This is a genomic window from Pseudohaliea sp., assembly GCF_054552115.1.
The window spans coordinates 91,268-104,561 of the sequence record NZ_JBTOLW010000001.1; the positions used below are offsets into that span (position 1 = coordinate 91,268).

The following is a 13,294-nucleotide window of genomic DNA, read 5'->3' on the forward strand; positions in this document are numbered from 1 at the left end:
CGCCCGTGCACATCCTCATGCTCGCCGCCGAGGACGGCGCCCTGCCCGGCGGCAAGGTCGGCGGCATGGGCGACGTGCTCCGCGATATCCCGCCGGCCCTGGCGGCGCTGGGCCACCGGGTCACGGTGCTGACGCCGGGCTACGGCCGCCTGTCGCAGAGCCCCGGCGCGCGGCAGATCGGCTCGGTGGCCGTCCCCTTCGGTGGCCGCTCCGAGCTTTCGGGGCTGTTCGAGCTGCCTGCCCGCGGCCCCGGCGGCGCTGTCCGGCAGCTGGTGCTCGAGCACCCGTCCTTCGCCGGACCGGTCTACTGCAACGATCCGCCGGAGCGCCCCTTCGCCACCGACGCAGGCAAGTTCGCCCTGTTCTGCGCTGCCGCCGTGCGGGGCCTGCTCGAGGGAGAGCTGCCCACGCCGGATGTGGTGCACCTGCACGACTGGCATACGGGTACCTTCGCACTCCTCTCCCAGGCACAGCCGCGGCTCGCCAGCCTGCGCCGGGTGTTCACGATCCACAACCTGGCGATGCAGGGCATCCGGCCGCTGCGCGGGGACCCGTCCAGCTTCGCTGCCTGGTTCCCGGGGCTGCTGCCCCTGCCGGTAGCCATCGACCCGCGCTACAAGGACTGCTACAACCCGCTTCGCGCTGCCGTCGGCCTCTGCGAGGCCCTGCACACCGTGTCGCCGACCTACGCGGCGGAAATCTGTGACCCCGCCAGCGGCCTCGGCGAAGGGCTGCAGCGCGACCTCGCGGCGGCGCAGGAAGCGGGCCGTCTGCACGGGATCCTGAACGGCTGCGAATACCCGGAGCACCTCCCGGCACCGCTGTCCCACGCCGCCTTCCTCGCCCTGGCCCGGCGCGAGACGGAGCGCTGGCTGGCAGCCGGGGGCGTCGCCGCCGCAGCGCACGTGCTGGCCCTGCGGCGCATCGATGAACGGGTTGCGGCGGGCGCAGAGCCCGCGCGGCTGCTCACGTTGGTCGGTCGCCTGACGGAGCAGAAGGTCGGCATGCTGGCGGCGCGCCACGCCGATGGCCGCCCGGTGCTGGACCACCTGCTGGAGCAGCTGCGGGAGGACGAACTGCTCGTGGTGCTCGGCAGCGGCGACGGTGCCCTGGAGCGCTTCTTCAACGAGGCCCAGGCGCGCAGCGACCGCCTGCTGTTCCTCTGCGGCTACTCCGAGGCTCTTTCGGAGCAGCTCTACCTCGCCGGCGATCTTTTCCTCATGCCCAGCCGCTTCGAGCCCTGCGGCATCGCCCAGCTGCTCGCCATGCGCGCCGGCCAGCCCTGCCTCGTGCATCGCACCGGCGGATTGGCGGATACGGTCCAGGACGGGGTAAACGGTTTCGTGTTTTCGGGCACGACGGAGTCGGAGCGCCTTCGGAACCTGCTCGACCGGCTCCGCGACGCCCTGCGTCTCCTGCGTAACCACCGGCGCAAGCGCGAGGCCCTGCGCGGGGCCGCCCGCGCCGCGCGCTTCCCCTGGGCCGCTGCGGCGAGGGCCTATGCAGAGCAGCTGTACCGCTGAGTGACAGGCCCGCGGCCGGGGTCCCGGCGGGGCCTGATCAGCCGCCCCGGGTAAACAGCAGCCCGGTCGAGTCGTGCAGCGAGATGTCGCCGCCGCCGTAGGCGGGTTCGATGCCCGGCGTGGCCAGCGCCAGTTCCCAGCCTTCGCCGGCCAGGCCCGGCAGTGGTAGCGCGAGGGGGTCGAAGGGCGCGGTGGCATTGCCTTCCATGTGCGTGACCAGGTAGACCTGTTCGCCGTCCGGCCCCTGGCGCAGGGCGGTGAACACCGTGCGCCCGTCGATGGGGCGGAGGTAGTCGAAGTGGTCCTGCTCGCCGTAGGCCTCGCGCAGCCAGGGACGCGCCCGGCGAAAGGCGCGCAGCGCCCCGGTGAAGGCGACCTGCTCCTCATCGAGCATGGAGAGCGAGTGGGAGACGTTGCAGTACTCGTGCATGTCGTCCATCCAGGCCCGCGCCAGCACCTTGAGATCCGCCGGCGTGACCGGGTGCGGGCCGGCGAGCGCCGGGCGCACGGCGGAGAGCAGGTGAGCGATCTGCTCGAGGTCGTAGCCGGTGACCTCGACGAGGGCCGGGAGGAACTCGAAGAAGCGGGACAGGTCGTCGCGGGTCTCGAAACCGAGGGCCTTCAGGCGGGTGAAGTTGCCGGGGACCGAATAGCTGTATTCGTCGACCTGCCACTTCAGGGAGACGGATTCCTCGGCCACGATCTTTACCCCGTAGCGGTCATCCTGGTTGCGGATGAAGCCCCAGCTCGCCCGCGCCGACGCGTTGAGGAAGTCCATGGGCACGCCGGGGAAGGCGGCGTAGGTCAGGAGGGAAACCGCCGGGTTGTCGTAGGCCTTGTCGAGAATCTCCATGCGCGTGGCGCCCAGGCGCGTATTGATGTTCAGCTCCGGGTTGACCTGCGTGCCCCGGCGCAGCGTGTCGTGGTTCGCGGTGCCGCTGATCCACTGGTCGCCGTGCGTGAGCATCTCGCGGATGCGCCAGAACTTCGACAGCCAGAAGCTGTAGAGAAACGGCGTGTTGTGGGCGAAGGTGAGGGGCCCCCACTGGAACACGTCGTCGTCGCGCTGGGCCTCGATCACGGCGCGGTAGGTGGAGGCGAGTTCCCAATCCTCTTCCGGCCAGGGGCGCCCGTCCTCGAAGATGAACCAGGGGCGGAAGGCGGTTCCGCAGACGCATTGCTCCACGTCCGCCATCTGCTGCAGGTAGTCGTCGTCGTGACGCAGCTGCTGGTCGCCCTGGTCCCACCACTTGAAGTCCTGGGCGCCGTCCACGCGCACACCGTCGGCGCCGAAATCCACCTTGCGCCGCTGCAGCTCGAGGAGGATCGCGCGAACGGCGGGGTTGCGGTAGTCGAGGTTCTGCCCGTACATGTTCGGGCCGGCGAGGTAGTGGGGGCTGAGGACTTCCAGTGCCTGGTTGTCCGCGTGGCCGAAGACCAGGTCGAGCACCAGCATCTTCGGCCCGCCGGGCCAGTTGTGCAGCACAGCGGCCAGGTCCGCGAGTTCGTGCGGCCGCCCGCTCTCGAGCAGTACCGGGTTCACCGTTGCCATGCCCGCGATCACCACGTCGTAGCCCCAGTTGGTGGTGTCCGGCCGCGTGAGTTCTACCCGGCAGTGGCCGTCCGTGCGGCTGCTCTCCGCCCAGAAACCGGGCCCGGTCTCGTAGACGGTGGTCGGCTCCACGGGCAAGAGTTGCACTGCGTCATAGCCGGTGTAGATGGCGTCCGCATCCTCCAGCGGCAGGCCGCGGCGCAGCCGCTCGGCAATGCGCTCAAAGTGGCGGGCCAGGCTGGCCAGCGTGCCGCCGGCGGTGGCCGTGGGCACGTGCAGCTGGAGGATGTTCGCGGGCGGGCCGAACTTGTGCACGCCGCTGCCGGCGAGGGCTTCGTAATAGGTCCGGTCGCCGCGCCCGCGCTCCAGCTCGGCGGGATCGAGGATTTCCGCCGGGGCGAAGGCGCCGAAGGGCACGGACACCGCGAGCGGATCGACGATACGGTGCTCGACGCCCTCGCCGTCGCGCCAGCACAGCGCGTAGAAATCGCCGACCAGCGCCCGCGTGCCGGCACAGAGCCCGTCGACCACCGCGAACACGTGACTCTCGTGGCGGCTTACCGGGAGCAGCAGCCGTTCGAAGTCCGTGACCTGGTGCCACTGCTCGAGGTCCAGCGGCTCCGTGGGGGCCAGCAGCTCGAGGAAGATATCGCCGTCGGGGACGCGGCGGTCGAGGAGCTCCGGCGCCCAGAAGCCGAAGGCGACCCGGCCCGGCGCCTCCACCCGGGCGCCGAGGCGGCGGGCGATGGCCTGTTCGGCGTCGAAGGTGGTGGGGCTTTCCCGGTAGCGCCCGGCGCTCCAGTCGGCGAGCGCGTCGCTTGCCGCCGCGTCCACGCGGGCGCGCTCGCGTAGAGGTGTCTCCGGGCCGGTCATCAGCACTCCTCGGGGCTGAAGAACAGGGCGGAAAGCGGGGGCAGGGTGACGCTGGCCGAGCAGGGCTGGCCCTGGTGCGGCGCGTCCGTTGCCTCGATCGCGCCAAGGTTGCCGCGATCCTCGCCGCCGTAGAGCGCGGCATCGGTGTTGAGCAGCTCGCGCCAGCGGCCCGCCTGCGGCAGCCCGACGCGCCAGTCGCGGCGCTCCACGGGCGTGAAGTTGCAGAGCACGGCCACCGGTGGATCGCCCGGTTCGCCGAAACGCAGCCAGGCAAACAGCGATTGCGCCGCGTCGTTTGCCTCGAGCCAGTGAAAGCCGCTCTCCTCGCAGTCCCGCCGGTGGAGGGCCGGCGTCTCCCGGTAGAGGGCGTTGAGATCGCGCACGAGGCGGGTGATGCCGGCGTGCTCCGGCCTGGCCGCCGTCGCCCAGTCCAGCTCGCCGCCCTGGGCCCACTCGGCCGGCTGGGCGAACTCGCCGCCCATGAACAGGAGCTTCTTGCCCGGGTGGCCCCACTGGAAGCCGAAGTAGGCGCGCAGGTTGGCCAGCTTCGCCCGGTGGTCACCGGGCATGCGCGCGTACAGCGAACCCTTGCCGTGCACCACCTCGTCGTGGGAGAGGGGCAGCATGAAGTTCTCCGAGAAGGCGTAGTGGAGGCCGAAGGTCATCTTGTGGTGATGGTAGCGGCGGTTGATCGGGTCTTCGCTCATGTAGGAGAGCGTGTCGTTCATCCAGCCCATGTTCCACTTGAAGCCGAAGCCCAGGCCGCCGTCATGCACCGGGCGCGAGACGCCGGGAAAGGCGGTGCTTTCCTCGGCCACGGTCATGACGCCCGGCTCCTCGCCGTAGACGAGCCGGTTCATGCGCTGGAGGAAGTCGATGGCCTCGAGGTTTTCCCGTCCGCCGTGGCGGTTCGGCAGCCACTCGCCCTCCCGCCGGGAGTAGTCGAGGTACAGCATGGAAGCCACCGCGTCCACGCGCAGGCCGTCCACGTGGTATTCCTCGAGCCAGTACAGGGCGTTGGACAGCAGGAAGTTGGCCACCTCCCGGCGTCCGAAGTTGTAGATCAGCGTCTTCCAGTCGGGATGGAAACCCTGCCGGGGGTCCTCGTGCTCGTAGAGCGCCGTGCCGTCGAAACGGGCCAGGCCGTGCTCATCCGCAGGGAAGTGGGCGGGCACCCAGTCCAGCAGGACGCCGAGGCCGCGGCGGTGGGCGGCGTCGATGAGGTCGCGGAACTCGTGCGGCGGGCCGTGGCGGATCGTCGGCGCGTAGAGCCCCACCGGCTGATAGCCCCAGGAACCGTCGAAGGGATGCTCGGAGAGCGGCAGGAACTCGAGGTGGGTAAAGCCGAGGTCGGCGACGTAGTCGACCAGTTCTTCCGCCGCCTCGCGGTAGGACAGCATGCGGTTGTCCTCGGCGGCCCGCCGGCGCCAGGAGCCCAGGTGAACCTCGTAGATGCTGATCGGGGCGCTGCGGTTGTTGCGTTCGGCCCGGTTCGCCATCCAGGCGTCGTCGTGCCAGCCGTAGCCGCGGATATCGCGCACGACGGAGGCCGTCTGCGGCGGGTGCTCGGCGCCGAAGGCCATCGGGTCGCTCTTCAGCGGCAACTCGGCGCCGCGCCGGTCGAGAAGGCGGTACTTGTAGCACGCACCCTCGCCGATGCCGGGGACGAAGGCTTCCCAGAGGCCGCTGTCGCCCAGCGGGTGCATGGGGTTGGCGGCGGCATCCCAGCCGTTGAAGTCGCCGACCACGGAGGCCGCGCTGGCGTTCGGCGCCCAGAGCGCGAAGCGCGTACCCGCCGCCTGCACCTGTGCGCCGAGGACCTTCCACAGCCGCTGCAGCGTGCCCTCGTTGAAGTGGTAGCGCTCACCGGCGCTCAAGGGGCTGCCGCCGGTGGACGCGCCCCGGTCGCTGTCGCTATGCTCGCTCATGGATGCTTTTAACTCTAACCAAAGTGAGGCGTGATGCAAGGCCGCGCGGCTGCCGGTGGCCTCGAGCGCACCGTGGCGCCGGCGCCGGCGCTTCCGCTATGATGCCATTCCGAGGCTCTCCCGAGGTATCCATGGCTCGCCCCCTTCTCCTGCTACTCGCCGCGGCGCTGCTGCCCGCGGGGCCTGCCGCGGCCACCGCGGCCGGCTTCCGGGACTGCGTGGCGGGCCTCGGCGACCGCGCCCTCGCCGCCGGCGTCGACGGCGAACTCGTGGCGCGCGTCCTGCCCTCGCTGTCGCCGCTGGAGCGGGTGCTTGCCCTCGATCGCAGCCAGCCGGAATTCGTGCAGACCTTCCCGGCCTACCTCGAGGCACGGGTCACCGACGCCCGCGTGGAGAGGGGCCGCGAGCTGCTCGAGCGCCACGGGGCCTTCCTCGAGACACTCCTCGACCGCTACGGCATCCCGCCGCGCTACCTGGTCGCGTTCTGGGGCCTGGAGACGAATTACGGCGGCTACCTCGGCAAGGTGCCGACCCTCGACTCCCTCGCCACGCTGGCCTGCGACGAGCGCCGTTCCGAGTTCTTCGCCGGCGAGTTCGTCAATGCGCTGCAGCTGGTTGAACGGGAGCAACTGCCCCTGGAGCGGCTGGTGGGCTCCTGGGCCGGTGCCGTGGGTCATACACAGTTCATGCCCTCCTCCTACCTGCGCTACGCCGTCGACGGCGACGGCGACGGACGCATTGACCTCTGGCGGAGCGAGCACGATGCCCTGGCCTCCGGGGCGAACTTCCTGCACAGTCTCGGCTGGGAGCCCGGCCTGCGCTGGGGACGGCAGGTCGCCCTGCCCGGGGGCTTCGCCTACGAACAGGCAGGCCTGGGCAAGGCGCGGAGCCTGCGCGCCTGGGCCGCCGCCGGGGTGACCCGGGCCGACGGCGAGTCCCTGCCCGCCCTGGAGCTGGAGGCCGCCCTGCTGCTGCCGGCCGGCCATCGAGGACCGGCCTTTCTCGTCTATGACAACTTCCGCGTGGTGATGCGCTGGAATGCGTCGCAGTCCTATGCCCTGGCCGTCGGCCTGCTGGCGGACCGGCTCGCGGGTGCACCGCCGCTGCGCCTGCCGCCCGGTCTTGCAAAGCCGCTGCGCAAGACGCAGATCGTGGACGCCCAGGAGGCACTGAACGCCCTCGGCCTGGACGCCGGGACCGCCGACGGGATCATCGGCAGCCGGACCCGCGCCGCCCTGCGGGCCTTCCAGCTGGAGCAGGGCCTGCCCGCGGACGGCTACCCGGACCCTGCTACCCTGACTGCGCTGGAACGTCGTGCACTGCCCTGAGGCCCGCCATCGCGCCGCCCGCGGCTTCCTGGCTGCGGCCTGCCTGTTGCTCGCGGCCTGCCAGGGTGGTAGCGAGCTGCCCGACCTTGCGTCCGTGGAGGACGTTCCCACCCTGAAGCGCACGTTCTACGGTTTCCTCGCCCCGATCGTCGGGCGGGAGAACGACCGCATCAGGGCTCAGCGCGAGGCACTGGCGTCACTCCGTGAGTCCCTGGCGGCCGGTGAGCACCCGGGCTGGCTGGCGCGGCGCCGGCTGCGCGCCCTGGCCCGGGAGTACGAGGTGCCGTGGGACCCGGACAACCTGCCCGCGCTGGCGTCGTCGCTCTGGCGGCGCGTGGACGTGGTTCCGCCCGCGCTCGCGCTCACCCAGGCGGCGAAGGAGTCGGGCTGGGGCCGCTCCCGCTTCGCCGTGGAGGGGAACAATCTCTTCGGACAGTGGTGTTTCGAGCCCGGCTGCGGGATCGTTCCGGCGCGGCGCCCGGCGGGCAGCCAGCACGAGGTCGCTGCCTTCGACAGCGTCGACGAGGCTATTCGCCGCTATATGAACAACCTGAACACGCACGAGCGCTATGCGCCTTTCCGCGAGCGCCGGGCGCAGCTCCGCGCGAGCGGTTCGGCCCTGACCGGCCGCGCCCTCGTCGGCGGTCTGCTCGGCTACTCCGAGCGCGGGGAGGTCTACCTCGACGAACTGCGCGCGATGATGCGCCAGAACCGCGCCCTGCTGGACAAGGTCGCCCGCGGCTGATGGCGCGCCTCCCCGCCGTCCTGCTCTGCCTGGCGCTGCTCGCTGCCGGTCCGGTCGCCGCCGGTACAGCGGCGGCTAGTCACGGGGTGATTCTTCTCTACCACCGCATCGCGGACGACGGCCCGGCCAGCACCCGGGTTGCGCCGGCACGCTTCGAGGCCCACCTGGACGCTCTCCAGGAGGGTGGCTACCGGGTCCTGCCGCTGGCCGAGCTGCTCGCCGGTGCCCGCGCCGGGGAGCTGCCGCCCCGTGCAGTGGCCCTGACCTTCGATGACGCCTACCGGTCGATCCTGGACAATGCCTTCCCGCGCCTCGCCGAGCGCGGGTTGCCCTTCACCGTCTTCGTGGCGACCGGGCCGGTGGACAAGGGCTACGGCAGCTACCTCGGCTGGGACGACATGCGAGAACTCGCCCGGAGCGGGCTGGCCACTTTCGGCGGGCACTCGGTCAGCCACCGGCACCTCGAGGCGTGCCAGGCCGGTGAGGCCGGCCGCCGCTGGCGGACCCGGGTGCGCGCCGAGATCCTCGACAGCCTTGGGCGGCTGCGTGCAGAACTCGGAGACGCCGTGATCGACGCCCATGCCCATCCCTACGGCGAGTACAGCCGGGCGACGGAAGCGCTGCTGGCGGACGAGGGGCTGTGGGGCCTCGCGCAGCAGTCCGGCGCCGTCGGGCCGGAGAGCCGCGCGACCCGGGTGCCGCGCTTTCCCCTCTATCACGGTGCCGATGGCGATCAGCGGCTGCGCACCGCGCTGGCGGCACGACCGCTGTCCCTGGCGGCCGAAAAAGATCCGCGCGTGTTCCTGCCGCCCGGTGAGGACTCCCCCGAACGCTGGCGTTTCCGCCCCGTGCCGGGGGCCTGGCGTGAAGGGGGGCTGGCCTGCTACGGCGCCGACGGCACAGCGCTGGCGCTGTCCCGCGACGGCGCCTGGGTCGACGTCGCGCTGCCGGCGTTCCGGCCCGGCCGCAACAAGGTGAACTGCACCGCGCCGGCAAGCGACGGCGGCCACGCCTGGCTGTCCCGGCTCTGGGTCCGCGCGGACGCGGCGGGCGCCTGGCTGCGTGAGTGACCCAAACGGGGCATCCGCTATCAGGGCGCGTGGCTTTCCGCGCGGCGGCCTTCCGGAAATTTGAACTGCTTCACAGAAGCCGCCGCGCTGTCGGGCTACCCTGCGGACTGGTCAACGCCCTTGGAGACGGCGCCATGGCGGTTTACATCGTGGCCTACGAACTGTTCGAGAACAGTACCCGGCACCAGCGGCTTGCCCAGCGTCTCCAGTCCCTCGGCGCGCGCTGGACGCTGCGGGATCACGTCTGCTTCCTGACCACGGACCTGACGGCTTCCGAACTCATGGACCGGCTCGAAGACTGTCTCGCCGAGAACGACGAACTCTTCGTCGCCCGGCTTTCCGGCCAGGCGGCCTGGGCGGGCCTGCACCGGGCGGACAGCGAGTGGCTTCGCTCCTATCTCGGGCGCTAGCTCGGGCGCTGGCCAGGCCCGGTACCACTTGCTAGGGTCCGGTCATGGCAGGCTCGCTCACCCCCAATCTCGTCGTCGGCGACATCACCCGCGCCCGGGTCGATGCGATCGTCAATGCGGCGAACAGTACCCTGCTCGGCGGCGGCGGTGTCGATGGTGCCATCCATCGCGCCGCGGGGCCGGCGCTGCTAGAGGCCTGCCGCGCCGTTCCGGCGGTGGACGGTGAGCGGTGCCCCGTCGGTGAAGCACGCATCACGGCTGCGGGAGATCTCCCCGCGCGCTTCGTGATCCATACGGTCGGCCCCGTCTACCACAGCGACCCCGATCCGGCGGGGAAGCTCGCTGCCGCCTGGCACGCCTCCCTGCGCCTCGCCCGGGAACACGCCTGCCGGAGCATCGCCTTCCCGGCGATCTCCTGTGGCGTCTACGGGTACCCCCACGCCGAGGCTGCGGCGATCGCCCGCGATTGCTGCGCCGATCCCGCCTACGCCGGCCTCGCGGTGAGTATCTGGCTCTTCGACGAGACCCACGCGGCGCTCTGGCGCCGGGTATTCGGCGCCTAGGCGCTCGGCCGCCGCCGTGTGTCTCATCCTCCTCGCCGCAGGCGTCCGCCCGGGCTTGCCCCTGGTGGTGGCTGCCAACCGGGACGAGTTCCACGCCAGGCCGAGTGCGGCGGCGCACCGCTGGCCCGGGACCGCGGGCATTGCCGCCGGCCGGGACCTCGAGGCCGGGGGGACCTGGCTGGGGGTGGCCGGGAGCGGCCGGTGCGCTGCCGTGACCAATGTCAGCGAGCTGCCGTCGCCCGGCACCTTCCGCTCCCGCGGCGACCTGGTACCGGGGTTCCTCGCGAACGGGGAGGGCGCCCGGGCCTATGCAGACCAGATCGAGGGCGACGCCTACCGCGGTTTCAACCTGCTGCTCTGGGACGGCGAGGACCTGGTGTACACCTCCAACCGCCATCCGCCGCGGGTGCTCGAACCCGGGGTCCACGCCCTCGCCAACGGCGAGCTGGACGAAGCGCGCTTCAAGGTGTCGCGCAGCCGCGCGGCGCTGGCGGAGGCGCTGGCCAGCGCTTCCGAAGCCACGCTGGCCGACGCGCTCTTCGCGCCGCTGGCCGACCGCTCTTTACCTCCCGAGCCGGAGCAACGCACCGTCGCCGGGATGACCGGGGCGGAGGTCGCCGCGCTCGCGGCGCCCTTCATCGTCGGTGAGCGCTACGGCACCCGGGCGAGTACCGTGGTCATCGTGAGTGAGCGCGCCGTTGCCCTGCAAGAACGCCGCTTCGCCCCCGGCGGCGTGCCGGCGGGCATCACCAGCTTCCGCTGGAACCTATCCTGAACAGCGCTTGCACTGTCAGCCATGCCCTGGTACTTTGTAATACAAAGTACTTTGTATCTGCCTGAAGTGCCACAGCGGCCGGAGGACAACCCATGAACGGAACGCACCACGCTGTCGATCTCGAGCGCCTGCGCGCCATCGCCGAGGAGGGCCGCCGGGCCCCGTTGCTCGGTGGTCGCTATCTCGCCTGGTGGGGCGGGCTGCTCGCCCTCGCCTACCTGCTTCACTACAGTTTCCTGACTGGCCTGCTGCCCGGGGGCGGGGGGGCGCTCGGCTGGCTGTGGGTCGCCTTCGCGATCGTCGGCCTGGCGGACCAGCAGCTGCTGGCCCGCGGCGAGGCCGCGGACCGGCCCGGGCGGGGTACGGTAGGCAACCGGGTAGAACTGTCGAGCTGGCAGTTTGCCGGTGCGGTGCTGGCGGTGTACTTCCTGGCACTGGCGGGGCACTCGGTGGTGACGGGAGCCGTCAATCCGCAATTCGGGACCTCCGTGCCCCTGGTGTTCGCTGTTTACGCTGTCGCCCTCGGCACGACGGGGGTCCTCGGGCGTAGCCGCCTCCTGGTCAGGGCGGGCGGGGCGGCCATCGCCGGCGTGGCCCTGGCCGCGTGGTATGCCCTCTCACCGGCCCTGTGGCTGATCGCGGCCGGGGCGAGCCTGCTGACTGCGCTGCTACCGGGATTGCTGCTGCTGCGCGCCGAGCGGGCGGCGGACGCGGCGTGAGCGCATCAAACCCCTACGATCACGGTGGCATCGACGAGCTCATCCATGGACGCATCCGCCTGGGGGTGATGGCCTACCTGGCGTCGGCGAGCCCGGCGACGTTCCGCGAACTCAGGGACCGGGTAGAGGCCACGGATGGCAACCTGGCAACGCACCTGCGCAAGCTGGAAACCGCCGGATACATCCGGCAGGAAAAGCGCTTCGTCGGCCGGCGCCCGCAGACGCAGGTGCATATAACGGACCCGGGGCGGGAGGCCTGGCTGCTGTGGCTGGAGCGCATGCAGGCCCTGATCGCGGCGGCGGAGCGCGGGGGCGCGCCCTGACCGCAGCGCCCGGGAAGCGCTGTCAGACGATACCGCTTTAGACAAAGACCGCGAAGACAGCGAGGGCGCCGGCGAAGCCCAGAACCTGGGTCATGGCGGCGATGCCTTTATTGTTAGCGTCGAGCAAGCCTGCCACTACCGCCGCCCCTTGCCAACGGTTCCGTTCGGTCCCGAGCAGGTCGCGGTTCAGTCCCTGACGCGGGAGTGCTTGTAAACGACGCCTTCGCGCATCACGAAGTGCACCGACTCGAGCAGGGTGATGTCCTCCAGGGGGTTGCCCTGCACGGCGATCACATCGGCGAGGTAGCCGGCTTCGACGGCACCGATCTCGCCGGCGCGGTCCAGCGCTTCGGCGCTGTTCAGCGTTGCCGCCTGCAGTGCCTGCAGCGGCGTCATGCCGAACGCGACCATGCGCGAGAGCTGGCGCGCATTGTGGCCGTGCGGGTACACGCCGGCGTCGGTGCTGTAGATCATCTTCACCCCGGCCTTGACGGCCTTGCGGAAGTTCGCGCGCTGCGTTTCGCCAGTCATGCGCTCCTTTTCCAGGCTTTCCGGGAGAATGCCTTTCTCCTCGCCCTCGCCGAGGATGAACTCGGTCACGTAGATATCCATGCCCAGCCAGGCGCCCTTTTTCTTGGCCAGGCGGATGCCGGCATCGTCGATGAAGCTGCCATGCTCGATGGTGTCGACTCCGGCCTCCAGGGCGTTGCGGATGCCTTCGGCGCCGTGCGCATGGGAGGCGACGCGGAGGCCGCGGCTGTGGGCTTCATCCACCAGCGCCGTGAGTTCCTCGACGCTGTACTGGGGGGCGCCGACCTTGGTGCCCTTGGACAGGACACCGCCGGTGGAGCAGGTCTTGATCAGGTCCACCCCGTACTTGATGTTGCGCCGCACCGCGGCCCGGGCGGCCCAGGGCCCGTCGGCCACCCCTTCACCCTCCAGGCCGTACTCGGCGGGCAGCAGGTTGTTGTCGCTGCAGTGGCCGCCGGTGATGCCGACCGGCGGGCCGGAGACGAACAGCCGCGGCCCGGGCACCTCGCCGGCATTGATGGCGTCGCGCAGCGCGACGTCGCCATAGGAGCCGGCGCCGACGTTGCGCACGGTAGTGAAGCCGGCATAGAGCGTACGCTCCGCATGCACCACCCCCTGGATGGCCTTGCGTTCGTCGGAAAGCGCCAGGCGGCGGAAGCCGTGGTAGTCGGGGCTGCTGGTCAGGTGCACGTGCATGTCGATGAGTCCGGGCAGCAGCGTCGCGCCGGGCAGATCGAGGTGCCGCGCGCCCGCCGGCGCCCGGACATCGTCGCGGGTGCCGACGGCCGCGATCCGTCCATCCTCCACGAGAACGGCCGCGTCCTCGATGAGGGCCCCGTCGCGGATATCGAGCAGGTGCCCGGCAGTCAGTAACAGTGAGTCGTCAGCCGCCGCCTGGGCGGCAAGGATGGAGAGGGCAAGGAGCAGGGGACGCACGGGAACCTCCGGGGGGTC

12 protein-coding genes are annotated in these 13,294 nt (G+C 71.1%); 9 read left to right on the forward strand and 3 right to left on the reverse strand.

From position 1 onward, the window contains the following. Positions 1-5: 5 nt before the first annotated feature. Positions 6-1,523, forward strand: a complete 1,518-nt coding sequence (locus tag ACX93N_RS00425) for a glycogen synthase (protein WP_459426404.1) — start codon at positions 6-8, stop codon at positions 1,521-1,523. 37 nt (positions 1,524-1,560) lie between these two features. On the opposite strand, the gene gghA is transcribed toward ACX93N_RS00425, so the two are convergent. Next, entirely contained in the window at positions 1,561-3,948 is a 2,388-nt protein-coding gene (gghA, locus tag ACX93N_RS00430) for a glucosylglycerol hydrolase (protein WP_459426405.1), read from the reverse strand. Then, the gene (gene glgB / locus ACX93N_RS00435; RefSeq protein WP_459426406.1) at positions 3,948-5,876 is read right to left on the reverse strand and encodes a 1,4-alpha-glucan branching protein GlgB; all 1,929 of its coding nucleotides are present in this window, start codon (positions 5,874-5,876) and stop codon (positions 3,948-3,950) included. Before glgB ends, gghA begins: the two co-directional genes overlap by 1 nt. Before the next feature lie 131 nt (positions 5,877-6,007). On the opposite strand from glgB, the gene ACX93N_RS00440 reads away from it, so the two are divergent. The 8 genes from ACX93N_RS00440 (at position 6,008) to ACX93N_RS00475 (ending at position 11,809) form a co-directional block, all read left to right on the forward strand. After that, a complete protein-coding gene (locus tag ACX93N_RS00440) occupies positions 6,008-7,204 on the forward strand; it encodes a lytic murein transglycosylase (protein WP_459426407.1) in 1,197 nt (398 codons plus the stop codon). Then, positions 7,191-7,949 carry a glucosaminidase domain-containing protein gene (locus ACX93N_RS00445; protein WP_459426408.1) on the forward strand — a complete coding sequence of 253 codons (759 nt, stop codon included), beginning with the start codon at positions 7,191-7,193 and terminating at the stop codon, positions 7,947-7,949. Before ACX93N_RS00440 ends, ACX93N_RS00445 begins: the two co-directional genes overlap by 14 nt. Continuing rightward, entirely contained in the window at positions 7,949-9,019 is a 1,071-nt protein-coding gene (locus tag ACX93N_RS00450) for a polysaccharide deacetylase family protein (RefSeq protein WP_459426409.1), read from the forward strand. The genes ACX93N_RS00445 and ACX93N_RS00450 overlap by 1 nt, the downstream gene beginning before the upstream one ends. A 134-nt stretch (positions 9,020-9,153) precedes the next feature. Beyond that, on the forward strand, positions 9,154-9,429 hold the full coding sequence (locus tag ACX93N_RS00455) for a hypothetical protein (protein WP_459426410.1): 276 nt from the start codon (positions 9,154-9,156) through the stop codon (positions 9,427-9,429). A gap of 44 nt (positions 9,430-9,473) precedes the next feature. Continuing rightward, complete coding sequence (locus ACX93N_RS00460; RefSeq protein WP_459426411.1) at positions 9,474-9,992, forward strand: macro domain-containing protein; 519 nt, start codon at positions 9,474-9,476, stop codon at positions 9,990-9,992. A gap of 16 nt (positions 9,993-10,008) precedes the next feature. Then, positions 10,009-10,767 (forward strand): NRDE family protein, encoded by a 759-nt coding sequence (locus ACX93N_RS00465; protein ID WP_459426412.1) that lies wholly within the window; start codon positions 10,009-10,011, stop codon positions 10,765-10,767. A 92-nt stretch (positions 10,768-10,859) separates the two neighbouring features. Then, on the forward strand, positions 10,860-11,486 hold the full coding sequence (locus ACX93N_RS00470) for a hypothetical protein (protein WP_459426413.1): 627 nt from the start codon (positions 10,860-10,862) through the stop codon (positions 11,484-11,486). Further along, positions 11,483-11,809 carry a winged helix-turn-helix domain-containing protein gene (locus ACX93N_RS00475; RefSeq protein ID WP_459426414.1) on the forward strand — a complete coding sequence of 109 codons (327 nt, stop codon included), beginning with the start codon at positions 11,483-11,485 and terminating at the stop codon, positions 11,807-11,809. The genes ACX93N_RS00470 and ACX93N_RS00475 overlap by 4 nt, the downstream gene beginning before the upstream one ends. Positions 11,810-11,995: 186 nt before the next feature. Here ACX93N_RS00475 and ACX93N_RS00480 read toward each other — a convergent pair whose 3' ends face one another. Continuing rightward, positions 11,996-13,276 carry a Xaa-Pro dipeptidase gene (locus ACX93N_RS00480; RefSeq protein ID WP_459426415.1) on the reverse strand — a complete coding sequence of 427 codons (1,281 nt, stop codon included), beginning with the start codon at positions 13,274-13,276 and terminating at the stop codon, positions 11,996-11,998. Positions 13,277-13,294: the final 18 nt, after the last annotated feature.